21 protein-coding genes and 1 pseudogene are annotated in these 25,301 nt (G+C 71.9%); 7 read left to right on the top strand and 15 right to left on the bottom strand.

Annotated features, from left to right (window positions below; genetic code table 11):
- Positions 1–20 precede the first annotated feature (20 nt).
- The gene (locus KGA66_RS08225; RefSeq protein ID WP_211466327.1) at positions 21–1,520 is read right to left on the bottom strand and encodes an aldehyde dehydrogenase family protein; all 1,500 of its coding nucleotides are present in this window, start codon (positions 1,518–1,520) and stop codon (positions 21–23) included.
- 331 nt (positions 1,521–1,851) lie between these two features.
- Between KGA66_RS08225 and KGA66_RS08220 the strand changes: the two genes are divergently transcribed.
- Positions 1,852–2,709, top strand: coding sequence for an IclR family transcriptional regulator (locus tag KGA66_RS08220; RefSeq protein WP_211466325.1), 858 nt, complete (start codon positions 1,852–1,854; stop codon positions 2,707–2,709).
- Here the strand turns inward: KGA66_RS08220 and KGA66_RS08215 are convergent.
- Both KGA66_RS08215 and KGA66_RS08210 read right to left on the bottom strand, forming a co-directional pair.
- Positions 2,681–3,106 carry a PPOX class F420-dependent oxidoreductase gene (locus KGA66_RS08215; protein WP_211466323.1) on the bottom strand — a complete coding sequence of 142 codons (426 nt, stop codon included), beginning with the start codon at positions 3,104–3,106 and terminating at the stop codon, positions 2,681–2,683. The genes KGA66_RS08220 and KGA66_RS08215 overlap by 29 nt on opposite strands.
- 134 nt (positions 3,107–3,240) lie before the next feature.
- Positions 3,241–3,936 (bottom strand): pyridoxamine 5'-phosphate oxidase family protein, encoded by a 696-nt coding sequence (locus KGA66_RS08210; protein ID WP_211466321.1) that lies wholly within the window; start codon positions 3,934–3,936, stop codon positions 3,241–3,243.
- Positions 3,937–3,995: 59 nt separating this feature from the next.
- Between KGA66_RS08210 and KGA66_RS08205 the strand changes: the two genes are divergently transcribed.
- Positions 3,996–5,312: an aminotransferase class I/II-fold pyridoxal phosphate-dependent enzyme gene (locus KGA66_RS08205; protein WP_369015832.1), complete on the top strand. Its 1,317-nt coding sequence runs from the start codon at positions 3,996–3,998 to the stop codon at positions 5,310–5,312.
- A gap of 179 nt (positions 5,313–5,491) precedes the next feature.
- Here the strand turns inward: KGA66_RS08205 and KGA66_RS08200 are convergent, their stop codons facing one another.
- Complete coding sequence (locus KGA66_RS08200) at positions 5,492–6,172, bottom strand: lysophospholipid acyltransferase family protein (protein ID WP_211466317.1); 681 nt, start codon at positions 6,170–6,172, stop codon at positions 5,492–5,494.
- 36 nt (positions 6,173–6,208) lie between these two features.
- Between KGA66_RS08200 and KGA66_RS08195 the strand changes: the two genes are divergently transcribed.
- Positions 6,209–7,345, top strand: coding sequence for a class I SAM-dependent methyltransferase (locus KGA66_RS08195; RefSeq protein ID WP_211466315.1), 1,137 nt, complete (start codon positions 6,209–6,211; stop codon positions 7,343–7,345).
- 53 nt (positions 7,346–7,398) lie between these two features.
- On the opposite strand, the gene KGA66_RS08190 is transcribed toward KGA66_RS08195, so the two are convergent.
- The 8 genes from KGA66_RS08190 to clsA all read right to left on the bottom strand — a co-directional run bounded on the left by KGA66_RS08190 (position 7,399) and on the right by clsA (position 15,445).
- On the bottom strand, positions 7,399–8,127 hold the full coding sequence (locus tag KGA66_RS08190; protein WP_211466313.1) for a SanA/YdcF family protein: 729 nt from the start codon (positions 8,125–8,127) through the stop codon (positions 7,399–7,401).
- Between the two features lie 98 nt (positions 8,128–8,225).
- Positions 8,226–8,783, bottom strand: a complete 558-nt coding sequence (locus KGA66_RS08185; protein WP_211466311.1) for a MerR family transcriptional regulator — start codon at positions 8,781–8,783, stop codon at positions 8,226–8,228.
- Between the two features lie 291 nt (positions 8,784–9,074).
- On the bottom strand, positions 9,075–9,539 hold the full coding sequence (locus tag KGA66_RS08180; RefSeq protein ID WP_211466309.1) for a bifunctional nuclease family protein: 465 nt from the start codon (positions 9,537–9,539) through the stop codon (positions 9,075–9,077).
- Positions 9,540–9,676: 137 nt separating this feature from the next.
- On the bottom strand, positions 9,677–10,747 hold the full coding sequence (locus KGA66_RS08175; RefSeq protein WP_211466307.1) for a MerR family transcriptional regulator: 1,071 nt from the start codon (positions 10,745–10,747) through the stop codon (positions 9,677–9,679).
- A 172-nt stretch (positions 10,748–10,919) separates the two neighbouring features.
- On the bottom strand, positions 10,920–11,450 hold the full coding sequence (locus KGA66_RS30875; RefSeq protein WP_211466305.1) for a double zinc ribbon and FHA domain-containing protein: 531 nt from the start codon (positions 11,448–11,450) through the stop codon (positions 10,920–10,922).
- Between the two features lie 219 nt (positions 11,451–11,669).
- Positions 11,670–12,062 (bottom strand): glycine cleavage system protein GcvH, encoded by a 393-nt coding sequence (gene gcvH / locus KGA66_RS08165; protein WP_211466303.1) that lies wholly within the window; start codon positions 12,060–12,062, stop codon positions 11,670–11,672.
- Between the two features lie 205 nt (positions 12,063–12,267).
- On the bottom strand, positions 12,268–14,763 hold the full coding sequence (locus KGA66_RS08160; protein WP_211466301.1) for a mannose-1-phosphate guanyltransferase: 2,496 nt from the start codon (positions 14,761–14,763) through the stop codon (positions 12,268–12,270).
- A 91-nt stretch (positions 14,764–14,854) separates the two neighbouring features.
- Positions 14,855–15,445: a cardiolipin synthase ClsA gene (gene clsA, locus KGA66_RS08155; RefSeq protein ID WP_211466300.1), complete on the bottom strand. Its 591-nt coding sequence runs from the start codon at positions 15,443–15,445 to the stop codon at positions 14,855–14,857.
- Positions 15,446–15,784: 339 nt separating this feature from the next.
- On the opposite strand from clsA, the gene KGA66_RS08150 reads away from it, so the two are divergent.
- The 3 genes from KGA66_RS08150 to KGA66_RS08140 all read left to right on the top strand — a co-directional run bounded on the left by KGA66_RS08150 (position 15,785) and on the right by KGA66_RS08140 (position 20,667).
- A complete protein-coding gene (locus KGA66_RS08150; protein WP_211466298.1) occupies positions 15,785–16,801 on the top strand; it encodes an aldose 1-epimerase family protein in 1,017 nt (338 codons plus the stop codon).
- Between the two features lie 309 nt (positions 16,802–17,110).
- A complete protein-coding gene (locus tag KGA66_RS08145; RefSeq protein WP_211466296.1) occupies positions 17,111–17,650 on the top strand; it encodes a MarR family winged helix-turn-helix transcriptional regulator in 540 nt (179 codons plus the stop codon).
- Between the two features lie 341 nt (positions 17,651–17,991).
- Positions 17,992–20,667, top strand: coding sequence for a SpoIIE family protein phosphatase (locus tag KGA66_RS08140; protein ID WP_312886812.1), 2,676 nt, complete (start codon positions 17,992–17,994; stop codon positions 20,665–20,667).
- Here the strand turns inward: KGA66_RS08140 and KGA66_RS08135 are convergent.
- Positions 20,603–22,093: an AbeC-like domain-containing protein gene (locus KGA66_RS08135; protein ID WP_211466292.1), complete on the bottom strand. Its 1,491-nt coding sequence runs from the start codon at positions 22,091–22,093 to the stop codon at positions 20,603–20,605. The genes KGA66_RS08140 and KGA66_RS08135 overlap by 65 nt on opposite strands.
- Before the next feature lie 305 nt (positions 22,094–22,398).
- Between KGA66_RS08135 and KGA66_RS08130 the strand changes: the two are divergent.
- A pseudogene (locus KGA66_RS08130) lies at positions 22,399–22,725 on the top strand (RNA polymerase-binding protein RbpA); the annotation flags it as partial.
- A gap of 199 nt (positions 22,726–22,924) precedes the next feature.
- Here the strand turns inward: KGA66_RS08130 and KGA66_RS08125 are convergent.
- Both KGA66_RS08125 and lnt read right to left on the bottom strand, forming a co-directional pair.
- Entirely contained in the window at positions 22,925–23,671 is a 747-nt protein-coding gene (locus KGA66_RS08125) for a polyprenol monophosphomannose synthase (RefSeq protein ID WP_211466288.1), read from the bottom strand.
- Positions 23,672–23,718: 47 nt separating this feature from the next.
- On the bottom strand, positions 23,719–25,269 hold the full coding sequence (lnt, locus tag KGA66_RS08120) for an apolipoprotein N-acyltransferase (protein WP_211466286.1): 1,551 nt from the start codon (positions 25,267–25,269) through the stop codon (positions 23,719–23,721).
- Positions 25,270–25,301 lie beyond the last annotated feature (32 nt).

Genomic DNA, 25,301 nt, shown 5'->3' with positions numbered 1-25,301 from the left:
GACCGGCCGCTGGTGTCCCGCTAGAACGGGTACGGGGCGATCTGCGCCCGGACGGTGATCCAGCGGGTCTCGGTGAACGCCTCCACGTTGGCCGCGGCCCCGCCGAAGCGGGCTCCGGTGCCCGACGCGGCCAAGCCGCCGAACGGCGCCACGGCCTCGTCGTTGACCGTCTGGTCGTTGATGTGGACCAGGCCGGTGGGGATCTTCTCGGCCAGCTCGAGGCCGCGCATCACGTCGCGGGTGAGGATGCCCAGCGAGAGCCCGTACTCGGTGTCCGAGGCGAGCTTCGCGGCCTGGTCGAGGGTCGAGAAACGGGTGACCGGCGCCACCGGGCCGAAGACCTCCTGCGCGTATGCCGGGGCGTCCGGGGTGACCTCGGCCAGCACGGTGGGCCGGTAGAAGAGTTCTTCGTACGTGCCGCCGGCCACGAGCCGCGCGCCCGCCTCGACACTCGCGGTGACCAGTGCGTGCACCTTGTCGCGCTGGCGCGCGTCGATCAGCGGGCCGAGGGCGACCGCGCCGCCGGCCGGATCCCCGACCGGCAGGTGCTCGGCCTTCGCGGCGAGCGCGGCGACATAGTCGTCGTATACGGCCTCGTGCACGAGGTGGCGGCCGGTGGTCATGCAGATCTGGCCCTGATGCAGGAAGGAGCCCCAGGCGCCGGCGGAGACCGCGCGCTCCAGATCGGCGTCGTCGAGCACGATCAGGGCACTGTTGCCGCCGAGTTCCAGGTGGGCGCGCTTGAGGTGCTGCGCGGCCAGGGTGCCGACCCGGCGGCCGGCCGCGGTGGAGCCGGTGAACGAGACCACCCGCAGGTTCGGGTCGGTGACCAGCGCCTCACCGGCCTGCGCGCCGCCGGGCAGCACGTGCAGCACTCCGTCGGGCAGCCCGGCCGCCTCGAAGAGGCGGGCCAGCGCGACGCCGCCGCAGACGGCGGTGCGCGGATCCGGTTTGAGCACGACCGCGTTGCCGAGGGCCAGCGCCGGCGCGAGCGAGCGGGCGGCGAGGATGAGCGGGAAGTTGAAGGGGGCGATGACCCCGACGACGCCGACCGGGACGCGACGGGCGAAGCTGAGCCGCGGCTCGCCGCTGGGGATCAGCTCGCCGTAGGGCCGCGAGGGCAGCGCGGCGGCCTCGTGCAACTCGCCGAGCACCAAGCCGATCTCGAACGCCGCGGCGCCCGGGACCTTTCCGCCCTCGCGCACCAGCCAGTGTTCGACCTCGGCCCGGTTCTCCTCCAGCAGAGCGGCGGCGCGGCGCAGCACGGCGGCGCGCTCGTGGTAGGGCGCGGCGGCCCAAGCAGGCTGAGCCGCGGCGGCCAGGGCGCAGGCGCGGGCCACGTCGGCGGGCGCGGCCGAGCCGACACGGGCCAGGTGCGCTCCAGTGGCCGGCTCGATGACCGGCGCGTCCCCGCCGGCCGCCTCGGTCCAACCGCCGAGGAAGACCCGTCCGCTCCAGCGGTCCGGGTCGAGCCACGCCTGGGATCGCGGGAAGGTGCTGGCCGAATCTTGATCTGCCACGGCGTTTCTCCTGCTTGCGCGCGGTTGGGCCGGATTGGCGCACGCACATGCTTGCGGTACGCATGTCGCACGCTCGTGCTGGCAGCGAACATAAGCCCGCACGACTGAGCCGTCAACGGTTTGGCGAGGTGTCGCCGCTTCGCCGCCGGTTTCCGTCCCGCCACCACGTTGACCGGGGGCTTACCCGGCCATACCGTTTCGGTTCACCGGCCGCTCGCGGCACGAAGCGCGGCTCCGGGGCGCGCCACGGGCGTGCCGCGAACCACGGTCCGCCCTGCGAACCCGGGTCCGTCGCGCGACCCGCCGCCGGTGCTCGAGAGAGGGGACGCCGATGCCCGAGCCGTTGTCCGCGCCGAGCCGTGACGGCGCCGGACCTTTCGTGCAGTCGCTGGAGCGCGGCCTGGCGGTCATTCGCGCGTTCGACGCGGAGCATCCGGAGCTGACCCTCTCCGAGGTGGCCCGCACGACCGGGCTCACTCGCGCCGCCGCCCGGCGTTTCCTGCTGACGCTGGTCGAACTGGGCTATGTGCGCACCGACGGCAGGTTGTTCGCGCTGCGGCCCAAGATCCTCGAACTGGGCTACGCGTACCTGTCCAGCCTGAGCCTGCCGGAGATCGCGCTGCCGCACCTGGAACAACTGGTCGAGCGCGTCCACGAGTCCACCTCGGTATCAGTGCTCGATGGCGACGAGGTGGTGTACGTCGCGCGCGTGCCCACCAAGCGGATCATGACGGTGGCGATCAGCGTCGGCACCCGGTTCCCGGCGTACGCCACATCGATGGGCCGGGTCCTGCTGGCGTGGCACTCGGCCGAGTGGCTGGACGGCTATCTGGCGTCGGCGAAGCTGCGCGCCCTGACGTCGCACACCCTGGCCGACTCGGAAGTACTGCGGCAGGAGCTCGCGGCGGTGCGGGAACGCGGCTGGGCGATGGCGGACCAGGAACTGGAGGAGGGGCTGCGTTCGGTCGCCGCACCGATCCGGGACCAGTCGGGGCAGGTGGTCGCCGCGATCAACGTGGCCACGAACGTCTCGCGGACCTCGGCGCAGGACCTGGTCGACCGCATCGTTCCGCACATGCTGGAGACGGCCGCGCTCATCGAGCAGGACTTGGCCCGCTCCACGGTGGCTCAGCGCTCCGGCCTGCGCGCGCAGCGGTCCGTCAGCCGACAACCGGCCCTGAGGCCCTGAGGATCTCGAAGCGCAGCAGCACCCGTCGGTCTCGCAACATCGCCGCGCGATACTCGCCCCAGTCCTCGTGTTCGCCGCTGAGAACGCGGTAGTAGTCGACCAGCGCGTCGATGCGGTCCGGGCCGTCGGCGAACCCGGCCCGCCCCTCGACCTGGACCCAGGGCCCGTAGAAACCCTCGCTGAAGGCGCACAGCGCGACGCGGGGATCGCGCCGGGCGTTCCTGGTCTTGGCCCGGTCCTCGGTGACGCTGATGATGATGCGGCCCGCCGCGTCGACGCCGGGCGTCACCGGAGACATCTGCGCCTGGCCGTCGCGGCGGTAGGTGGTCAGCACACCGCGCGGGTTCGCCGCCACGAACGCGCGTGCCCTCGCGATCCGATCCTGCTCGTCGCTCACCGCGTGTTCCCTCCTGTGCGCCGGCGGCGCGTCGGTTCCTGCGTCGGAGGGAGTCAACCCGATCCGCGCCGCGCCGATTCCCGCGCCGCGCCGGGCCGGATCCGATTTCCCCCGTCGGAGTCGCCTTACGCGGGCTAACCGCGCGTGTACCCGGCCAGATACCCAGGCAGCTGGACGCCGTCAGCCAGCTGCCCGTCCGGCACCGGGACGCCGGCGGTGAGTTCGAGCGGGATGAACCCGGCCCAGTGGGGCAGGTCCACGTCCTCTGGTTCCTCCACGAGGTGGGCGCCGCGGGCCTTGAGCGAGACCTCGGACAGCTCGACCGCGACGATCGCGGTCTTCGCCAGTTCCTTACGCGTCGCGGGCCGGGTGTCCTTCGAGCGGCCCTGAGCCACGTGGTCGATGAGCGCCGCCATCGCGGTGCGCTTCTCTTCCTCGGAGCGGACGACACGCGCGGTGCCGTGAACGACGACGCTGCGGTAGGACGCGGAATGATGCAGCCAGGAGCGGGCCAACACGATCCCGTCGATCAGCGAGATGGTCACGCCGACCGGTTCTGCGTCGAGCAGCGAGAATCGGCCCGCCGACGAGCCGTGGATGTAGAGCGTGTCGCCGATGCGCGCGTGGATGGTCGGCAGGACCACGGGTGCGCCGTCGCGGATGAACCCGACATGGCAGACGAGTGCTTCGTCGATCACGGCGTGCACCGACGCACGGTCGTAGCTCGCGCGCGAGGTGTGGCGGGTCGGCGTGCTGCGCTCGGTCGGTATGTACTCGACCTCAGATGTCTCAGATGTCTCAGATACGTCAGTCCGCACCGTCTCACCCACGCTTGCCTCCGATATTGTCTTAGTACATAATCTGTTTTGTGTTGGAACAAACTGCCTGGGTGGCAGAGTACGAGGTCAGCGGTGCCCGCGCAAGCGACATAGCGGCGAGCATCGAGGCGGCGATCACGCACGGGCGGCTCAGCCCGGGTACGGCGCTGCCTCCGGTACGCGAGCTGGCGGCGCAGTTGGGCGTCAACCCGAACACGGCCGCGAGCGCCTACCGTCTGCTGCGAGACCGCGGGACGGTCGAGACGCGCGGCCGGCACGGTACGCAAGTGCGCGAGCGGCCGGCCACCAGTCCGGCCAGCCGTTCGCTGAAACTGCCTGCGGGGACTGTCGATCTGTCCACCGGCAACCCTGACCCGGCGCTGCTGCCGCACCTGAGCCCCCGGCCGGTGACCCGGCCGCCCGTGTACGGCGACCCGGCGCTCGACCCGGCGCTGCGCCGCCGCGCCGAACGCGTGCTGAGCCGGGACGGCATCGACGCGGAGCACCTGGCCTGCACCTTCGGCACGCTCGACGGCATCGACCGGCTGCTGGCGGCGCGGCTGCGGCCGGGCGACACGGTCGCGGTCGAGGATCCGGCGTGGGCGCAACTGCTCGACCTGCTGGCCGCGGACCGGCTGACCCCGTACCCGGTGCCCGTCGACGACGCGGGACCCGACCCGCAGGGCTTGGCGGCGGCGCTGGCGGCCGGGGCGAAAGCGTTCATCGTGACGACGCGGGCTCAGAACCCTTATGGCGCCGCGGTCGGCGCGGACCGGGCCCGGCGGCTTCGGGCGGTACTGCGCGACCATCCCGACGTGCTGACCGTCGAGGACGATCACGGCGCGGACGTGACCACCGGACCACCGAACACGCTGGCCGAGGCCACCCGGCACTGGGCGTATCTGCGCAGCGCGTCCAAGGCGTACGGTCCGGACCTGCGAATAGCTCTCCTGTCCGCCGATCCGATCACGCACGACCTCGTCGCGGGCCGGCTTCGGCACACCGCGCGCCACGTGAGCCGGATCATCCAGTCCACGTGGTCTGACGCACTGGCCGACCACTCGACCCAGCGCCTCGTCGCGACCGCCGCCGACCTGTACGCCGAGCGCCGGGTCGCGATGATCAGCGCACTGCGGGAGCGGGGAGTGCAGGCGCACGGCAGCAGCGGCCTGAACGTGTGGGTGCCGGTGCCGGACGAGAGCGCCGCGCTCAGCGCGCTGCTGGCCGCCGGCTACGCGGCGGCGCCCGGCGCCTGGTTCCGCATCCGCAGCGGCCCCGGCCTGCGCATCACGACGGCGGCGCTGGACCCGCGCCGCTGCGGCCCCGTCGCGGACGCCCTTGCCGGGGCCGTGCACAGGACACCCGGAGCGGACACCGGCTGGAGTTAGGCGGCGTACGGGACGCCCGGTTCATGGCCGCTGCGCCGCTTCGCGATCACGCGCGCCGAACGCCGCGGCCCTGAGAAGTGAGCCGAGCCCACATCCCGAGCCCACATCCCGAGACGGCCGCCCGCAACCGGCGGCCGCGCAGGGTGGCCGCGCAGGGTACCCCGCAGCTCGGCGGGACGCTACAGCTCGGCGGGGCGCTCGTTGTACACGCCCGCGTACTCCTGCCCGGACAGCTTCTGGATCTGCTCGATCACCGTGTCGGCCACGATGCGCCGGGCGCGCGGGTTCTCCGCCACGGGCTCGCCCGGCAGTTCCAGCTTGGAGGGATCGATCGGCTCTCCGAAGCGGACCGTGACCGGGACCCTCTTCGGGATCTTCGCGCCGACCGGGAGCACGTGCTGCGTGCCCTGTACCGCCAGCGGCACGACCGGGGCCCCGGACTTGAGCGCGAGCCAGCCGACGCCGACCTTGGCCCGGTACAGCCTGCCGTCGAGCGAGCGGGTGCCCTCCGGGTAGATCACGAAGGCACCACCGCTGTTGATCACCGCGAGGGACTGGTCCAGCGAGTCCAACGCCGCCCGATGCTCGCCGCGGCGCACCGGGATCGCGCCGATCGCGGTGAAGAAGCCCTTCATCAGCCAGCCTTTGAGACCCTTGGTCTCGAAGTACTCGGCCTTGGCGATGAAGGCGACGCGGCGCGAGGCGACCATCGGGATGATGATGGAGTCGACGAAGGACAAGTGGTTCGAGGCGAGAATCACCGGCCCGCGAGTGGGCAGGTTCTCGCGGCCCTCCACCTTCGGCCGCCAGATCAGCAGCGTCAAGCGGGTCGTCAGGGCCTTCAGTACCACGTAGAACACGCCACGCCTCTCTCGTCCGCCACGGTGCCGTCGTCCGTGTCTGTAGCCAGCGGGCCGGAATCGAAGGATACGGCCTCGCCTCGTTCGGATGACACTCGACCGACACGGCCGCGGCGCCGGCCGCACACGCCCGCACGGCGCTTGACTGCACGGGTGCCACCATCCATTCCACCGCAGGCGAACAGGCCGATTCCCACTCCCTCCGGCATCGCGCCGCGTTCAGTGCGCCTCTCGTCAACTGTGATTGATACAGTGCCTGTCGTCGATGGCAAGCATTTGATCGACATCGGCGCGGCGCGCGTGCGCCGAACGCTGAGCGAAGCGATTCTCCCGGTCCGCTCGTGCGTTCCGCTCGATCCCGCAAACCCGCGGTTCGCCGGCGCGCTGCCCGAGCCCGCACATCCGTCGCGTCTGCCCCGCGACCGTGCGCCGCTCGGGGCGGACGGCGGTCCGGCGACCCGATGGAGTGATCCGCGTATCGCGACGTCCTACGCGGACCGGGACGATCAAGCGGAACGCGACGGCCTCTGGCCGCTGCTGGCCGAGGCGGTTCGCCCGGTGCGGCCCAGGCGCGTATCCGGGCGCCCGGACGGCACGGTGCTGGAACTGGGTTGCGGCCTCGGCGCGTTCGCGCAGTATCTGGCGGACCATTACTGGCTGCGGGTATACGCGTTCGACATTTCGCCGACGATGCACAGGCTCGGCGCGCAACGGTTCCGCGATGCCTGGATCGTGCGCACCCTGCCCGACGCACACGGCCGCATCCCGCTTCGCCGCGCGCAATGCACCGCCTGCGTCGCTCAGCGCCTGCTGCTTCATCTGGCGCATCCGTGCTACATCGTCGGGTTGTTGAGCGACGCGCGCCGGGTGCTGCGTCCAGGGGCCGTATTGGCGATCGTTGAACGGGACACGCGCGCGAATGCACAGGCGGGCGCCTGTGAAACGGACGACGGCGAGGCAGCCGAGGGAGCCCGAGCCGCCCGCCAGGCGGATGGAACCGCGTACGTCGAACGCTACCGGCTGCGGGACGGCGCAATACTGTCGACCACGGCATGGTGGTACTCCCCCGAGACGATCGCCGAGTGCGTGAAAAGCGCGGGGTTCGATCTGGAGGAGATCCGGGCGCTGCGCCGACCGGCCGGGCTGCTGCTGTACCGGGCACGAGCGCTCTGATCCACCGCACGACGAGGACGTCGCCGCGCCATGTCAGCCGTCCGCGCGCACGCTTATCCCGCGGCGCGCAACGCCTCGGCTATGCCGTTGTCACGCGGGCCGAGGAACGTCGGTGCCGGCGTGAACGTCGCCTGATACACGGCGCTCACGCCGGCCAGGACCTCACGGGCTTCGTCGTTCACGTATTCGTCGGGGCCCAGCGCCGAAGCGGCGGTGCCGTCGCCGACTCCGTACGTTTCGATGCCCGCCACCCTGCAAAGGTAGACCGCACGCGGCACGTGGAAGGACTGGCTCACCACGATCGCGTGGTCCACACCGAAAACGCGCTTGGCCCGGTCGCAGGTCTCCCAGGTGTCGAAGCCCGCGTAGTCGAGCACGATCAACTGCGTGGGAACGCCGTGCGCCACCAGGTAGTCGCGCATCGCCTTCGGCTCGTTGTACGACGGTGTCGAATTGTCCCCGGAGACGAGGAAGACCCTGAACCTGCCCGCGCGCCACAGGGAGAGCGCAGTATCGAGCCTGGAAGCAAGGTAAGGGCTCGGAGTATCCCCGGAGACCGCGGCGCCGAACACGATGCCGACAGGCTCGGCGGGAACGGTGGACACCGAGCGGACATAGGGATCGGCGCTCACGCGCACGAAAGAGACCGGCACGAAGAGCAGTACCGTCGCGACGCAGAGAACTTGGTAGGCCCGCCGCAGGCGGCGACGCCGGACGCCCAGCGCGGGCGCAGTTTCCGTGGAGTCCTGCGGCTGCGGCGTCTCCTGCCCGTCCTGCGTCATCCGTCTCGCCTCCGCCCATGGTCCACGGCCGAGCCACAAGCCCGTCGCCCCTTACCAGGGATGACTGCGCGCGGCGTGAAGCGGTTGCCCGCGGGCCGTCAGACCGCGCGGGAACGGCGGCGCACCGCGAGTTCGTCGACGACGCCGTGGCCGAGTAGAGCGGTGGGCGCGGGCACGGCGGCGCCGTCCACCGGCTCGCCGGGAAGCTGGGTGAGTACGGCCTCGACCTCACGCCACACCGCGCCGACCGAGATGCCGAAGACGCCCTGCCCGGCGTGGACCAGTTCGACGACCTCCTCCGCCGAAGTGCACTCGTACACGGTCGCGCCGTCGCTCATCAGCGTGATGCCTTCGAGTTCGGCACTGCCGCGCGCGTGCACGTGAGCCACGGCCGCACGGATGTTGTGCAACGAGACACCGGTGTCCAGCAGCCGCTTGACGATCTTGAGGATGACGATGTCACGGAAGTTGTAGAGCCGCCCGGCTCCGGAGCCGGGCACCGCGGTCAGCGAGGGGCGCACCAGGTCGGTACGGGCCCAGTAGTCCAGCTGCCGGTATGTGATCCCGGCCGCGGCGCAGGCCACTGTGCCGCGATAGCCGTAGGAGTCGATCGGGTCGGGGGCAGCGCCCCGCGCATCAGTGGCAACCGCGCTCAACGCCGACCTCCGTTCCGTACGCCGTGCTTACCGCGCTTACCGCTTCTCGCGCACCGCTTGCCTATTGCCGTCCACCACGCACCGTATGCCGCCCGGCCGGAAACCGCCCCGTCTTTTCTCTTCCATCGCCGGCCGGCCCGGCAAACCCTCCGATCCGGTGACCACGCCCCACCCGAAGCGCACACGGCTCTCAGCGTCCCGGACAGGCTCTGCCGACCGTACGCAGTCGTCCTCCCGGCGTCAACGACCACCGCGTCCGCCACGCCGGGCGACCGGACACGCGGGAACGGATCAGGCCTCGAAATCCTCCGGCGAGATCTGGTCCAGGAACTCCCGGAACCGCTCGACCTCGTCCTCCTGGTCGTCCGGCAGCAGGATGCCGGCCTCGGCCAGCACCTCCTCGGCCGCGAAGATCTTGGCCCCGCACCGCAGCGCCATCGCGATGCCGTCGGACGGGCGCGCCGAGACCGTGACGCCGCCGTCGAAGACCATCTCGGCGAAGAAAGTGCCGCCGCGCAGTGAGGTGATGCGCAGCGCCGTCAGACGCCGTCCCAGCGCCCTCAGGGTGTCTCGGAACAGGTCATGGGTCAGCGGCCGCGGCGGCGATGCGCCCTCAAGCGCCGCCGCGATCGCGCTCGCTTCGCCCTGGCCGATCCAGATCGGCAGGAACCGCTCCCCCGAGCTCTCCCGGAGCAGCACGATCGGCAGATTGGACGGCAGTTCGACGCGAACGCCGACAACGTCGAGTTCGTTCACGATAGACACCCTAGCGCGCGCCGGAGCGCACAACCGCTCCAGGCGGTTGATTCCAAAGCCCTGCCGGTCGAAAGCCCGATCGGGCGTCGTGGGAGCCCGCCGCGGCGCCGCACGAGCGGCCCAGAAAGCCACCGCGCTCAGCCACGGAGCAGTGCCGCCCGCACCAGCGCGGCGTGCAAACGCACCGCCGCGGCCGCCGCCTCGGCGCTGCGGCCCGAGGTGGTGGGCAGCGCACGCTCCCGGCGGCCGGCCTCACGGCCGGAGGCGGTCGCGGTCGCGATCAGTTCCGCCACCCGGCCCGCCGAGGCGGCCACCGCGCGCAGGTGCCGAGGCTCCACGCCGAACTGGGCCAGTTCCGCCGCGGCACGGGCCACCAGCAGGTCCGCGCCGCCGGCCGGACGGCCGCCCGACAGCAGGCCGTATTCGACCAGGCCGTCCACCCAGGCCCGGTCGGTGCGCGCGGCCGCCGCCAACTGGTCCAGGTCCAGCGCGACCTCGCCGAGATCCGGGGCGAAGAACTCGGCGTCGGGCCAGCGCCGGTCGGCTCGCCGCGAGGAGGACGCGGGACCGGGAGCGGACGCCGCGGCGTCCTCGGCAGGCGGTGCGCCGGCACCGGGTTGCCGCGCTGCCTCCCGGGCGGGCGCGTCCCGGCGGGCCGTGTGCGGGAAGGCGGCGGCACGCGGGCCGTGGCCGGTCACCGGGATGTCGAAGAGCGGGTCTATCGCCGCCGGCCGCAGGCCCTCCTCCGGCGCCGGGCGGGCCGCAGGGACCCGAGAGCCCGGGGCCCGGGCCGCGCGGCCCGCCACCCGCGCGGCGGCGTGGTGGTGTGTAGCGGCGCCGGCGAGTTCGTCCGCGGCCGCCGACTGTCCGGCCGCGGGATGCGCCAGCGCGGACTCGGCGCCGGACAGGTCGGCGGGATCGGCGGCGGCCGGTCGCGCCCCGGGCTGCTGCGAGAGCACGAGCCTGATCAGGTCGAGGTCCGCCTCGGAATATCGGCGGTAGCCCGTGGAACTGCGCGCCGGGGTGAACTTCCCCGCCGCCTCAAGCCGCCGCAGCACCGCGGCCGTTACGCCCGGATAGTCGGCCGACAGCCGCGCGGCCGCCTCGCCGATCGTCAGGGTGCGCCGTGGCGCCCGGCCGTGCGGTGCGCCGCGCCCGACCCGCGTACCGGCTGCGCTCCCGTTCGCCGACCCGCGCACGCCCGCCATGGTGTCTCCCGGTCTCGTGGTGCCAGGTTGGTTCTCGGTGCCTTCACCGTTCCCAGTATGTCGGCCGCCACCGACAGGCTCGGCCGCTGGACGCATCGCCCGTGCTCGCCGGGCGGCGAGGGCGCCTTTACGCCGCCCGCCACCGCCACCGCGGCCGCTTCAGCGGACCCGGCTACCGCGCGCCGACGAGGAAAACCAGCCTGTACTTGCCGATCTGCACCTCGTCGCCGTGGGCGAGCAGGACCTCTTCGATCCGCTCCCGGTTCACGTAGGTGCCGTTGAGCGAACCGACGTCGCGGACGAGGTAGCCCTGCGCGGCGCGAGTGAACTCGGCATGCCGGCGCGAGACGGTCACGTCGTCGAGGAAGATGTCGCTGTCGGGCGCGCGACCAGCCGAGGTCACCTCGGCGTCCAGCAGGAAGCGGCTGCCCGCGTTCGGGCCGCGCTCCACCATGAGCAGCGCGGTGCCCGCGGACAGGCCCTCGGCGACCCCGGCGCGCGGATCGGCGAGTTCGCCCGCGGCCGGCTCGCCGGTGTCGGTCAGGTTGACCGCACCCAGGGCGAGGGTGGAGGTCACCTCGGCGGGCCGCTCACCGCTGCCCCGGTCCGCCGGCATCATGCCGGGCACCAGCGGGTTGCCGCAGTTGGAGCAGAAACGGCTGCCTTCCGAGTTGGCGTGCCCGCAGCGGGCGCACAACGGCATCGATCCGACCTCCCGCCGCGGCTCGGGCGCGGCACCTCGTGACTGGCTGGGCGCGCCGCCGGTAGCGGGAGGCGGCGACGCATCGAAACCTAGGCGCCCGTCCGGGTCCGGGTCAACCGACCCGCCGGACGGCGCCAGGTCCGGGTTACCGCCCCGGCCGCGGCCGAACCGACCGAACAGCGCCACTGGACCTCCCGCAGCCTCTCCCCGTTCGATCGACTATTTCTCGGAGACAGCGCGGTAACCCGCGGCGTCCAGCAACGCGTCCAGCGCCTCCGGGCCCGAGGCCTCGACCTCGAACATCCAGCCCTCGCCGTAAGGGTCCGAGTTCACCAGTTCCGGGTTGGCGTCCAGCGCCCCGTTGACCGCGGTGACAGTGCCGCTGACCGGCGCGTAGACGTCGCTGACCGACTTGGTCGACTCCAGTTCGCCGCACGGCTCGCCGGCCTGGATCTCAGCGCCCGGCTGCGGCAGGGTGACGAAGACGATGTCGCCGAGAGCGTCCTGAGCGAAGTCGGTGATGCCGACCCGCAGCATGGTCTCGGTGTCCGCTCGCACCCATTCATGCTCGGCGGTGTAGTTCAGGTCCTCGGGGATGTCGGCCGTGGCCACTGCATTGCTCCGTTGCTGGATCTGGGCCGCCGGAGCGGTGCCCCGGCGGGTCTCGCCGGTGTGCCCCCTCGCCGTGCGTCCGTGGTTTGTACTGTCAGGTAGCTGGTTGTCGCGACCATACACGGTGGCCCGGCCGCCGACCACACTGACGTGGCCTCGTGCGGTCGGCCGACCCGGTTAACGACTTATGCGCATTGCGGATGCGTTAGGCACCCGCCTGTTCCACGACGGCCGCCCACAGGCCGAGCAGCTCATCCGCCGATTCAGGGTCCGGTCCCTCCGCCCACAGGTGCGTGACCGCCTCCGCAGGATCGGGCAGAACGAGAGTCCACCGGCCGTCGGACTCGACGATGCGTACGCCGTCCGTCGTGTCCAGCAGACGGTCCTGCGCGGCCTCCACGACCGTCCGCATGACCATTCCCTTCGCCGCCCACGGCGTCGGCACGTCCATCCGGCGCACGTAGGCTCTCGGGATGCGCGCATCCGCCTGAGACAGCGTCAGGTGCGTGCGCGCGAGCAGACCGAGCAGCCGCGTGAAGGCGGCGATGCCGTCCAGCGAGGGGTGGAACTCCGGGATGACGAAACCGCCGCGTCCATCACCGCCGAAGACCACGCCCGGCAGCGCGGCGACGCGGGTCAGTTCGTCCGGCGCGGTGGACACCCACTGGATCCCGACCTTGTGGAAGTCGGTGACCCGCTCGGCGACACGGGTAGTGGTCACGGGCAGCGCGATGGTCCCGGCGACCCGCTCCGCGGCGACCAGGTCCATCAGCACCAGCAGCGCGCGCTCGTCGTCAATGCGCGCCCCGGTCTCGTCCACGAGCCAGATCCGCTCGCCGACCGGGTCGAACCGGACGCCGACCGAGGCGCGCGACGAGGAGACCAGCTCGCCGAGCCGGCGCAGCGCGGCCGCCTGTTCAGCGGGCGACTCGGTCGGATGCGCCTCGTCCATGCCGAGGTTGACCGTGAACGCGTCGACGCCGATCCGGCCGAGCAGCGCGGGCAGCACGAGACCCGCCGAGCCGCCGCCGGAGTCGACCACGACCTTCATCCCGGACTCGGCGACGCCGGAGACGTCGACCCGGCTCAGCAGTTCCTGGACGTAACTTTCGAAGATCCGCGACGGGGTGGCCAGATCGCCGATCTCGCCGGGGAACGCGCGGCGGAACTCGGCGCGCGAGTACACGCGGTCGAGTTTGCGCTGAGCCGCCGGCGAGAGGTCCGCGCCGGTGGAGTCGAGGAACTGGATCTCGACCGAGTCCGGCACGCCCGGGGTGGTGCGGATGGCGACGCCGCCGACGGTGCCGCGCGCGGTCTGCAGCCGGGCCACGGGCATCGGGACGCACTCCAGGTCGCGCACATTCAGCGCGCTGGAGGTCAGCGCGGCGATCACGGCGCGCTTGAGCGCCCGCGCGGCACGCGAGCCGTCACGCGCGGCGGTGACCGTCGCACCCTTCTTCAGGGTGGTGGCGTAGGCGCTGGCGAGACGCACCGCGAGTTCGGGCGTGATCTCGACGTTGACCACGCCGGCGACGCCGCGCGGTCCGAACAGCGAGCGCTGGCTGCGCTGCTCCCAGATGACGTCGGTGTTGACCACCGCGCCGGCCTCGACCGTCTTGAACGGGTAGATCCGGACCCCGGCGGCCAGGATCGACTCCTCCTCGACCAGGCACTCGTCGCCGACGACGACGCCGTCCTCGATCCGCGCCGCGCGCATCACGTCGGTGTTCTTGCCGATGACGCACCCGCGCAGGTTGGCCTGCGGGCCGATGTAGACGTTGCCGTGGATGACGGCGCGGTGCAGGAACGCGCCGGCCTTGACCACGACGTTGGAGCCGATGACAGTGTGCTCGCGGATCTCGACCCCGGCCTCGATCTTGGAGTAGTCGCCGATGTAGCACGGGCCTTTGAGCACCGCGTTCGGGTCGACTTCGGCGCCCTCGCCCACCCAGACGCCCGGGGCGGTCTCGAAGCCGTCGATGTCCGCGTCGACTTTTCCGGTGAGCACGTCGGCCTGCGCCTTGATGTACGACTCGTGGGTGCCGACGTCCTCCCAGTAGCCCTCTGCGACGTAGCCGTAGACCGGCTTGCCCTCGGCCAGCAGCCGCGGGAACACGTCCCCGGACCAGTCCACCTGCTCGCCCGGCGCGATATAGCCGAGGACTTCCGGCTCCATCACGTAGATGCCGGTGTTGACGGTGTCGGAGAACACCTGTCCCCAGGTCGGCTTCTCCAGGAACCGCTCGACCCTGCCGTCCTCGGCCGTGATGGTGATGCCGAATTCCAACGGGTCGGGCACGCGGGTGAGGCACACCGTCACCAGCGCGCCCTTCTTGCGGTGATACTCGATCAGAGCACTGAGGTCGATGTCGGTGAGCGCGTCCCCCGAGATGACCAGGAAACTGTCCCCGGCCAGCTGCGCCTCCGCGTTCTTCACCGAGCCGGCGGTGCCCAGCGGGGTGTCCTCGTTCGCGTAGTACAGGTTCATCCCGAGTTCCTCGCCGTCGCCGAAATAGTTGCGCACCAGCGAGGCGAGGAACTGCACGGTGACGACCGTTTCGGTCAGTCCGTGCCGCTTGAGCAGCCGCAGCACGTGCTCCATGATCGGACGGTTCACGACGGGGAGCAGCGGCTTGGGCATCGAGGAGGTCATCGGTCGCAGCCGGGTGCCCTCTCCCCCGGCCATCACGACGGCTTTCATGATCCGCTGGATCCTCTTTCCCGAATTCAAGGCGTGCGCCAGCACGCCGGATCGCCCCCGTCTTGCGTATCCCTCCCCCGTTCGATCTCGGCTAATCAGGACGCGCTGTGAGCTGGCGCACCTGGACCACATACAGCCCGGCCGCGAGCCAGTACAGCGTGGTACCCCAGATGGCGAAGGCCCAGCCCACTTCGCCGGCCAGGTCGTGCAGCCATCCGGTGCCGTCACCGAGCAGGAGCAGCGGGAACGCGTAAAGCAGGTTGAAGGTGGCCGCCTTGCCGAGGAAGTGCACCGGCGGCGGGCCGAATCCGTGCCGCCTGAGCACGGCCAGCGGGACGGCCATCAGCAGGTCGCGCCCGACCAGGACCACCACGAGCCACACCGGGATGATCTGCCGGGCGGCCAGGCCGGCCAATGTGGCCAGGATGTAGAGCCGGTCGGCCGCCGGATCCAGCAGCTGGCCCACCCTGCTGACCTGCCCGAAGGCGCGGGCGATCTTCCCGTCGAGATAGTCGGTGGCGCCGCTGACCGCGAGCAGCAGAATCGCCCAGCCGTCGTAGTGCGGCCCGCCGAACACCGGCCGCAGGATCAGCCACAGGAACGCGGGAACGCCGAGCAGTCGCAGCACGCTGAGTGCGTTGGGAATGGTCCAGACCTGGTCGCTCGGCGTTGGCTCCGTCATGGAACGCAAGTCTAGGCGGCGTGGGGCTTGGCGCAGTTCGGGGGCGCGGTCGCGTCCGAAGCGCGCGCACGGTCCCCGGCCGCTGGTCCCCGGCCGAGCGAATGCCAAGGGCGGGCAAAGCTTGTGCCAAAGCCCGCGCTACAGCCTTCCGGCCCAGCAGCACGGGTCGTAGCGTGGACAGCGAACCGGCCGGCAGATGACACGTCCATCGGCGGTCGCGAGCACAGAGCACAGCCGCCCGCGCGTCCACGCTTCTCCCCCCTTGGCGTGGCCCGCGGGCGGCTGTCGTCCTTTCCGGCTGTCGGTACGCGGGCGCCCGGTATGGGAGAGTATTCGCTCATGGACTCAGCGAGGACGGCGCCCGGGACGCCCGGAGCGGATGCAATTGCGGGGAACGGGACCGGGGCGAATTTCGCCGGGTCCGGTGCGCAGCCGACGGGGCGGCAATTCGCGTTGGAAAGCGGCGGTTATCGCGCGGTGGTCACCGAGGTGGGCGCGGGGCTGCGGGAACTGGAGCACCTCGGCCCGCAGGGTCCTCGCCCACTGATCCACGGCTTCGCGGCCGACCAGGCCGCTCAGGGCGGTGCGGGGCAGTTGCTGGCGCCGTGGCCGAACCGGGTCGCGGGCGGGCGCTACCGTTTCGACGGGCAGGAGCGGCAGCTCGACATCACCGAACCGGCGCGCGGCAACGCCATCCACGGGCTGGTGCGCTGGGCCGGCTGGCGGGTCGAGGAGGAATCACCCGGCCGTGTGGTTCTCAGCCACCGGCTCTACCCGCATCCCGGTTATCCCCACATCCTCGACCTCACGGCCGCTTATTCGCTCTCTGACACAGGGCTCGAAGTCGAGGTGACGGCGCACAATATCGGCCGGGAAGCGGCACCGTACGGTTATGCGGCGCATCCCTACCTGCTTCCGGGCGTGCCGCCGCAGCCCGATGCGGCAGACCAGTGGACGCTGCACGTGCCCGCGCAGAACCGGGTCGAGGTCGACGAGCGGATGAACCCGATCGCCCTTGTCGACGTGGACGGCAGCGGGTACGACTTCCGCACCGCGCGCCAGCTCGGCGGATGCGTGCTCGACACCGCTTTCGGCGGCCTGCAAAGGGAACTCGACGGGATCGCCCGGGTGCGCCTGAGCGAGCCCGGCGGCAATTGCGTCACCCTGTGGATGGACCACGGTTTGGAATGGATTCAGGTGTTCACCGCGGACCCGCTGAGCGGGCCGCGGCACCGGGCCGCCGTGGCGGTCGAGCCGATGTCCTGCCCGCCGGACGCATTCAACAGCGGCACGGACCTGATCCGCCTGGAACCTGGTGTGACGGTTGGCCACCGGTGGGGAATTCACGCGGGTTGAGGTGCATCCGCATATGCACGGCGAGAGCACCTGACGGAGCGTCAGGGTAACAACCCGCAGGCCGTCTCGTCCAGTGCCTTGATCTCATGCTCGCTGATATCAGTGTTTTTTCTGACTATGGTTCCTGGCTGCTCCATTCGGGTTTATCATGACCTGGAGAGTGAGTGACGGCGCTGCCCGTGCTCTCCCCCGGACCGCACGGACGGGGCCTTGGAGCAGCTGGGCGCGCGGGGCGACGGCCGCCTGTCGTCAAAGCTCTGCGACAACGCCGTCCGGAGTAGCGCATCAGGATGCGAAGGGGTCAGTTTTATGAGTACAGCGACGAAGAGAGCCACCCTGTTACCGGCCTCGGGCGGTCGGTCGGCGCGGCGCGCCAAGGCGGTGGCTGAGGCGGAACAGGTCCGCGCCCAGGAGGCGGCCTACCGGCCGGCCAGCGGCTACCTGTCCTGGCTGCTGACGCGGGCGAACCGGGAGCTGGGCCGCCAGATCGACCGGGTGCTCGACGAGGTCGACCTGACCGAGGCCCAGTACGGGGTGTTGCAGGCCCTGATCCACCTCAAGAGCGCCTCCTCGGCGACGCTCGCCCGCTCGGTCCAGGTCACCCCGCAGGCCATGGTCGGGCTGGTCGCGGCGCTGGAGCGCAAGGGCTACATCGCCCGCACGTCGCACCCCGGGGCCGGGCGGGTCATCACCACCACGGTGACCGCGATGGGCCAAGAGGCGTTCGACACGGCCAAGCGCCGGATCCGCAGCCTGGAGCGCAACGTGCGCAGGACGCTGACCGACGAGGAGTACGACCTGGTCGTGCAGAAGCTGGAGAAGCTGAGCACGATCATCTCAGAGGTCTGATCCGCTCTCCGGCGCGGGCCCGCGAAACGACCGGCCGCGCCGCGCATCGTCCGTCCCCCAGTCGAGGCGATGCGCGGCGCGGCCGCCGCATTTGCGGGCAATTGCGGGCAATCGCGTTCACCTTTAAGAACGATCCGGCGAAAGGGCCGCTCGACGCGCGCCGCAGGGGCGATGATGATGGGAGCCGGACCGGCCCGGCGCCGGCCCGCACGGCGGCCCGCGGACGACCGGCCTGCGCAGTGCGCTGCGCGGCCGCACCGGTTGGACCGCCGCGGCCGCGGGAACACTGTCACCGCGTGCTTTACCGGAAAGGGCGGAGGCGAAGCGCTCACTTGGATCCCGTGGCTGGCGCGGTCGGGCTCGGTGTTCACCGCGGTGCGCTCTCGGCCGGTTCCCCCGAGGCCGTGTTCGCCCCCGAGCGGATCGCCGCCCTCACCGCCGCCATCGCCCGCTGCGGCGACCAGTCGGGCTCGATGGAAGGCGCGGCGCGGTGCGCGGTCGCCGCGCTGCGGGATGCCTTCCCGACCGCCGAAGGACAGTCGGCGCTCGTCCTCGTGCGCTTCTTCCAGACCGCGCGCTGGGAATTGCTCACCCCGCAACTGCGCTCGTACGCGCTGGCCCGCATGGCGCCCGGCGCCGGCGGCGAGGGCACCCGGTGCCTGGCGCTGCTGGCCACCCTCGGAGACCAGCCGGCCTGGTGCGACCGGCACGCCTCGCGCGACCACCAGGCGCTGCCGCTTGCCGGAGCGGAAGTCGTGCGCCGCATGCCGCTGGCGCTGACCGTACTCGACCACCTCGTCGGCGCGGACGCGCAGCGCGGCGGGCACCCTCCCCATACGCCGGCGTACGAGCCGCGGCCCACGCGGGTCGCCGTCCACCTCGTCTCCCAGGTGGCCGGCTCGCCGCTGGTGCCGGCGCAGTGGCTCGCCGACGGCTACGGCGTGGCCTCGGCGCTGGGCCTGGGCGGGATCCTGCCCAGCGGCGAGGTCTTCAGCGCGGTGATCTTCTCGCGGGTGCCGATCGACGCCCCGACGGCGCAGCGCTTCGGCGCGGTGACCGAGGCGCTGTGCGCGGCGCTCTCACCGTTCGCGCACCTGCCGCTGTTCGACCCGGCGCGGCCGGTCGGCCGGGTGGTCCCGCACGCCGACGGCGCCCCGGCCTACGACGAGCGGCACAACACCAGCCCGATACTGCCGCCGGCCTCGCTGGACTCCTCGGCGGGCTGGTCGGTGCAGCCGCGCCCGTCCGTCGAGGCCGCCCTGCGTGATCAGCGCGAGCGGCTGGCGCAGGAGTCGCGGATCGTCGAGACGCTCTACTCGGTCGGGCAGTCACTGGCCCGGCAGCTGGACCTGGGCAAACTCGTGCAGCAGGCGATCGAGGCGGCCACCAGCGTGGTCGGGGCCCGTTTCGGGGCGTTTCTCTACACGACCCGCGACGCGGAGCACACGGCGCGGCGGCGCTTCGCGCTGGCCGGCGCGCCGCCGGAAAGCTTCGCGCGGCTGGGGGAACCGCACGGCACCGCCCTGTTCGCGACGGATCCGCCGAACCGCGCCACGGTGCGCTGCGTCGATGTCACGCGCGACGCGCGGTATGGGGGCAGCGCGCCGCACCACGGCATGCCGGCCGGCCATCCGCCGGTGCGCTCGTACCTCTCCGTTCCGGTGGTCGCGGCCAACGGGGAGTTGCTCGGGTCGTTCTACTTCGGCCACCCGGAGCCCGGCGTCTTCACGGAGCGGGACGAGCAGTTGGCGCAGGGCATCGCGGCGCAGGCGGCCAGCGCCATGGAGAATTCGCGGCTCTACCGGCACGAGCGCGCCACCGCGATGCGTTTGCAGCGCTCACTGCTGCCGGCCGCGCCGTCGCGGGTGGGCGACCTGGACGTGGCGACGGCGTATCTCCCCGGGGAGCAGGGCGCACGCGTCGGAGGCGACTGGTTCGACGTGATCGCGCTGTCCGCGGACCGGGTGGCGCTGGTGATCGGCGACGTGATGGGGCGCGGGATAGGCGCGGCCGCGGTGATGGGGCAGCTGCGCGCGGCGATCCAGGCGTACGCCGTGATGGATCTGCCGCCGGCGCAGGTGCTCGACCAGCTCAACAACCTGGTGTGCCGGCTGCCGCGCGAGCAGATCGCCACCTGCGTGTACGCCGTATACGACCCCTGCGACGGAACGGTGCGCTGGGCGAACGCGGGGCATCTGCCGCCCGCGCTGGTCGGCCCGGACGGCACGGTCACCCTGCTGGAGGCCGATCTCGGCATGCCGCTCGGCGTGGACACGGCCGTCTTCGCGGACGCGTCCCGGCCGCTTCCGCAGGGCGCCAGGCTGCTGCTCTACACCGACGGGCTGGTCGAATGCCGCGATCAGCCGCTGCACGACCGCCTGGCCAAGCTGCGCGCGGCGCTCGGCGCGCTGTGCCGGCCCGAAGCGCCGGTCAACGTCCAGGAAGGCGCGGCGCGGCTGGCGGAAGCGATGCTGACCGGCACGGAGCACGACGACGTGGCAGTGCTCTACGTCGCCGCGCAGCCCGGAGCGACCCGGAAGGCGTCGGTGACGCTCTCCCCCACCCTCGAGGCCGCTCGGGCGGCGCGCCGCTTCGCCCGCAAGACCACCGCGGACTGGGGCCTGGACGAGCTGACCGACTCCGTCCTGCAGATCGTCAGCGAGCTGGTGACCAACGCGGTGGAGCACGCGGGCACGCCGATGGAGCTGCGGCTGCGCCAGCGCCACGGGGCGCTGCTCATCGAGGTCGCGGACGGCGACGGGCGCCCGGCCCGGCAGACGCCGACGGACCGCGGCGACGAGCGGCACCGCGGCCTGATGATCGTGCAGACCCTCTCGGAGCGCTGGGGCGTGCGCCAGACCGTCACCGGCAAGGTGGTGTGGGCGCAGCTGGCCGGCCCTGAGCGGGACGAGCCCGGCGCGCCCGGCCAGGCGGAGACGCCGACGCCGGCGATCAGAAGTCGGCCCGGCCGACGGGCAGCAGCGGTCGCAGTTCCTCACGCACCCGCCGCTCGATGACCGCCAGGTAGAGGTTGGCGTCCTCGTCGGCGAAACGGTCGGCACCCGGCTCGGCGGCCGCGGCCTCGCGCAGGTCGTAGCGCGCCCCGGCGGTCACGGTCAGTCCGCAGGCGGCCGCGCGGGCGAGCATCGCGCGGTTCCGGCGGCGGCACGCCGGTTCGGCCGCGGTGCTCAACAACCCGCGCGGCGCCTTGAACACAGTGGCCGGCAGTCTGCGCGCCGCGCGCTGCGCGCACGCCAGGGCGCTAACCGCGTCGAACGGCGCGGTACGGTCCGGAACGCGGTAACGCTGGGCGACAGGCCCGAGGACGTGGCCGTACAGCTCCACTTGGAGCAGCCCGGCACCGGCGGTCGCGTTGATATAGCCGGTCACGGTGAGGCCGGCCGGATCGTCGCCGATCCGGATCCTGCGGAACACGCGCGGCCCGGCTCCGCGCAGCGAGGCGTCGGGAACGTCCGGCAGCAGCCGTACCTCGTCGTCGCCGAGCCCGGTGGCCAGCGCGGGCACCGTGGAGACAGCGAAGTCGTCGACGACGACGGTCCCGCTCTTCTGTGCCGGATCGGCCGGATCGAGCGAGCCGAGTCCCTCGGTGAGCCGCTCGCAGACGCGGTCGAGCAGGTCGGCCACGTCGAAGGGGGCGCCGCGCGAGGCGGCAGGTCCCAGTTCGATCAGCCAGCGGCGGCGCAGCCGCTGCGCACCGGAGCCGAGGAAGGGATTGGCGGGATCGGCCACCGGGTGCTGTTCGAGCCGGCCGTCGGCCAGGCGCCGGCCGAGAACGCCCAGCGCGTGCTGCGCCCAGGCGGGTTCGGCGGACAGCCAGCGGCCGGGGGTGAAGCGGTCGCGCCGCAGCCGTTCGGCGACGGTGACGTAGGCGGCGATCTCCTCTGCGAGCACAGTCAGCCAGCAGCACAGCGCTGCCGCGGCGGGGGCGCCGAGGCGCAGGGCGATGTCTGTGTCGCTCGGCGGGTGCAGGTGCCAGGCGGTACGCAGCCCGAACGGGTCGCTGTCGGTGACGGTCAAGGTGAGCAGTACGGCCCCGGCGAAGGCCCACAGCAGGGCGGCCAGCAGCCCGAGGTTGCGGACGAGGGGTGCGGCCGGGCGGCGGCCGGCGCGCAGGATCAGCCAGAGTCCGGCGAGCGCCACGTACCAGGCGGCGAGGCTCCAGCCGGCGGTGACGGCCGCCAGCGCGAGGACGACGACGATCGCCGCGTCCCGGTAGAGCCTGCGGGAGCGCGCGGCGATGCAGTGGCGCAGCACCGTCGGCAGGTCAATCTCCGGTTGCGCGACTGGAAGGCGGTGCTCGGCGACGAGCAGTTCGCGCACCGCGTCGCGGGCGAACTCGGGATCGACGTGGGCCGCCGCGCACAGGTAGCGGGTCGCGTCCTGGTCCGCAGGCCGCCGCGGCTCCACGGAGGGGCCGCTCATCGGCTCGCCCTTCTACTCCTGGAAAGCTCCCCTATTGTCACCGGTGGGCACCCGGCCTGCGGCGTTTCTCGGCGCTTTTGACCAACAGTTTGCCACGCAGACGCCGTACCGTGTCCGCGGGCGACCGGGATTCGAATACTTATGTCCGGGTATGGCGTACCTGTCGATGGTTCGCTGCGCGTTGCGGCACCTGCGGGGGAACAAGACGGCGCGCCCCGACGTTTTGCATACACGTACACAGGGATGCGGAGAGCGCTGTGGGGCGCACCGCGGGCGGCAGCGCCGCAGTCAGGAGGAACACGACGATGAGCGAGCGAGCGCTCCGGGGCACGCGGCTCGGCGCGACCAGCTACGAGACCGACAGCGGAATAGATCTGGCACCCCGCCAGGACGTCGCGTACAGCTGTCCGAACGGCCACCTCTTCGAGATGCCGTTCTCGCTGGAGGCGGACGTCCCGGCGGCTTGGGAGTGCCGGGTATGCGGTGCTCAGGCGCTGCGCGTGGACGGTGAGGCGCCGCAGGAGAAGCCGGGCAAGCCGTCGCGTACGCACTGGGACATGCTGTTGGAGCGACGCAGCGTAGCCGACCTGGAGGAAGTGTTGGCCGAGCGCCTGGAGGTGCTTCGCACCGGTGGGACGATGTACGCCCCGCCGATTCCGCCGAGCGCGCCCAAGAGCACCGGCAGGGTGGCGCCCACGAAGAAGAGTGCGAGCGCGGCGCCGGCGTCGAAGGCCCCTGCCGCGAAGTCTCCGGCACGCCCGGCGAAGAAGGCCCCGGTCAAGAAGTAACCGGGGCCGCTGTGTGGCAGTGCGCGCCGCGGCGGCCGACCGGCTACCGCTTCGCGCCGCGGCGGGTCAGCTTCGCCGTGCGGTCCTGAAAGCCCCAGACGGTGCTTCGCCACAGCGCCTCGGTGACGATGTTCCCGGACATCTTCGAGACGCCGAACTCGCGCTCGACGAAGGTGATGGGGACCTCCACGACGTGGAACCCGGCGCGTAGCGCCCGGCGGGCCATGTCCACCTGGAAGCAGTACCCGGCCGATTCGACTCCGTCGAGCCCGAGCCCTTCGAGGGTGGTGCGGCGGAAGACGCGGAAGCCGCCGGTCGCGTCCCGCAGTCGCATCCCCGTGGCCAGGCGGACGTAGAGGTTGCCGCCGCGGGAGAGGAACTCGCGGGTCTTGGGCCAGTTCACCACGCGGCCGCCCTTGACCCAGCGCGAGCCGAGCACCAGGTCGGCCTGCCGCTCGTCCAGCGCGGCGAGGAGCCTGGGCAGGTCCTCGGGCCGGTGCGAGCCGTCGGCGTCCATCTCGACCAGCACCTGGTAACCGGCGTCGAGACCCCAGCGGAAGCCGGCCAGGTAGGCCGCGCCGAGGCCCTCCTTGCCCTTGCGGTGCAGCACCTGGATCCGGTCGTCCGCGGCGGCCAGTTTGTCCGCGATCTCCCCCGTGCCGTCGGGGCTGTTGTCGTCGGCTACCAGGACGTGCACGTCCGGGTTGTGCTCGTGCAGTCGGGCGACGATCCGCTCCAAATTCTCCGACTCGTTGTACGTCGGGATGATCACGAGCGTCGGGGCGGTCACGTGCAGACCTTGCCTTTCCAAGCGGGGCGGGTCACCAGGTGGACAGATTATCGGAGCTCTTTCTCACGCCGCAGCAGGGCCAGCGCCCAGGCGGCCAGCGCCGCCGCGGCCATCACCGCCTCCGGCCACGCCCCGACCTGGTCCGCCAGGGTCGAACCCGTGCGCGGGGTCACCTCGGCGGCGATGACAGCGGAGGTGAACTGCCTGGTCTCCTGGTGAACGTTGCCGTCCGGGGTGATGTACGCGGAGATACCGCTGGTGGCGGCGATCATCACCGGACGCCGGTGTTCCACGGCGCGCAACTGGGTGATGGCCAGTTGCTGCTCAGGCTGGCCGCTCCAGCCATAGGTGGCGTTGTTGGTCTGTACGACGAGCACCCCGGTGCCGGGCTCCACGGAGGAGCGCACGGTGCCGTCGTAGGCGATCTCGAAGCAGATCACGTCCGCGATATGCACTCCGCCCACGGTGAGCACGCCCGGCCTGTCGCCCGGTATGTCGTCACGCGGCACGCGGGAGAGTTCGGAGATGTACCGGGTCAACAGCGAGCGGTATGGGATGTACTCGCCGAACGGGACGAGGTGGCGCTTGACGTAGACTGCGCCGGGGCCGGTGACGGGATCCCAGACGATTGCCTCATTACGCGCCTGTCCGGGGCCGGCCGCCACGACGGTGCCGACGAGGATCTGAGTGTGCACGGACGCGGCAGCCCTTGTCAGTGCGGCGGACGCGACCGGGTTCTGGAACGGATCGACGTCGTCCGCGTCCTCGGGCCAGAAGACGGCGGCGGGCCGCGGCGCCAGGCCGGCGGTGACCTTCGCCGCGTACTGCTCGGTGACTGCGAGGTGGTTGCCCAGCACAGCCGAGGCCTGACCGTAAGCGTCGAGGCCGGTGCGCGGAACGTTGCCCTGGACCGCGACCAGTTGCACAGGCTTCGCGGCGACCGTCTGAAGCGGCGTCAGAATGCCGGCCGCCGGCACGGCGGCGGCGAGCAGCACCCATCCGGTGGCGGCGAGCGCACTGCGCGGCGAAGCGGAGGTTCGCGGCCGGGCGGCCCGATACACCGTCAGCAGCACGGCGGCGACCGCGCTGCCCGCCAACGCGGTCGCGAAGCTGACCAGCGGCGCACCGCCGAGCGCGGCCAGCGGGGTGAACGGCGTGTGGCTCTGGCTGAACGCCAGCCGGCCCCAGGAGAACCCCTGCAACGGCCAGCGATCGCGCAGCGCCTCTTCGGCGACCCACAGCAGCGCCTGCCACAGCGGCGCGCCGCGCAGCCGGCCGACGGCCGCGGTGGCCGCGCCGAGCGGCACGAAGTACACGGCCTCGACGATGCTGAGCACGATCCAGGCATCGGTGCCCACGGTCGTTACCCACTGGAAGGACAGGAAACAGAAGGCGAGGCCGAACCAGAGCCCGCACCAGGCCGCCGCGGCGTTGGGGCGGCGCAGGCCGCGGCGGGCGCGCAGCCCCGCGGCGCTCCGCGCGCACAGTGCGAATCCGGCGACGCACACGGGGGCCAGCCACCACCAGCCGACCGGCGGGAAAGCGGCGACGAGCAGGAACCCGAAGCCGATCGCGGCCGCCTGCGGCAACCAGTGCACACCGGGACGGGGACGACGCAGCCTGGGACGAC

Source organism: Actinocrinis puniceicyclus, assembly GCF_018283645.1.
Classification (GTDB): Bacteria; Actinomycetota; Actinomycetes; order Streptomycetales; family Catenulisporaceae; genus Actinocrinis; species Actinocrinis puniceicyclus.
The sequence above is the reverse complement of the archived record's forward strand: the minus strand, read 5'-3'. Positions and strand labels throughout refer to the sequence as shown.

What these genes read in the sequence shown, in the direction of transcription:
- KGA66_RS08220 (WP_211466325.1), top strand. Translation starts at nt 1,852, where the DNA reads ATGCCCGAGCCGTTGTCCGCGCCGAGCCGTGACGGCGCCGGACCTTTC.
- KGA66_RS08190 (WP_211466313.1), bottom strand. Translation starts at nt 8,127, where the DNA reads ATGACGCAGGACGGGCAGGAGACGCCGCAGCCGCAGGACTCCACGGAA.
- KGA66_RS08175 (WP_211466307.1), bottom strand. Translation starts at nt 10,747, where the DNA reads ATGGCGGGCGTGCGCGGGTCGGCGAACGGGAGCGCAGCCGGTACGCGG.
- KGA66_RS30875 (WP_211466305.1), bottom strand. Translation starts at nt 11,450, where the DNA reads ATGCCGTTGTGCGCCCGCTGCGGGCACGCCAACTCGGAAGGCAGCCGT.
- KGA66_RS08160 (WP_211466301.1), bottom strand. Translation starts at nt 14,763, where the DNA reads ATGAAAGCCGTCGTGATGGCCGGGGGAGAGGGCACCCGGCTGCGACCG.
- clsA (WP_211466300.1), bottom strand. Translation starts at nt 15,445, where the DNA reads ATGACGGAGCCAACGCCGAGCGACCAGGTCTGGACCATTCCCAACGCA.
- KGA66_RS08150 (WP_211466298.1), top strand. Translation starts at nt 15,785, where the DNA reads ATGGACTCAGCGAGGACGGCGCCCGGGACGCCCGGAGCGGATGCAATT.
- KGA66_RS08145 (WP_211466296.1), top strand. Translation starts at nt 17,111, where the DNA reads ATGAGTACAGCGACGAAGAGAGCCACCCTGTTACCGGCCTCGGGCGGT.
- KGA66_RS08135 (WP_211466292.1), bottom strand. Translation starts at nt 22,093, where the DNA reads ATGAGCGGCCCCTCCGTGGAGCCGCGGCGGCCTGCGGACCAGGACGCG.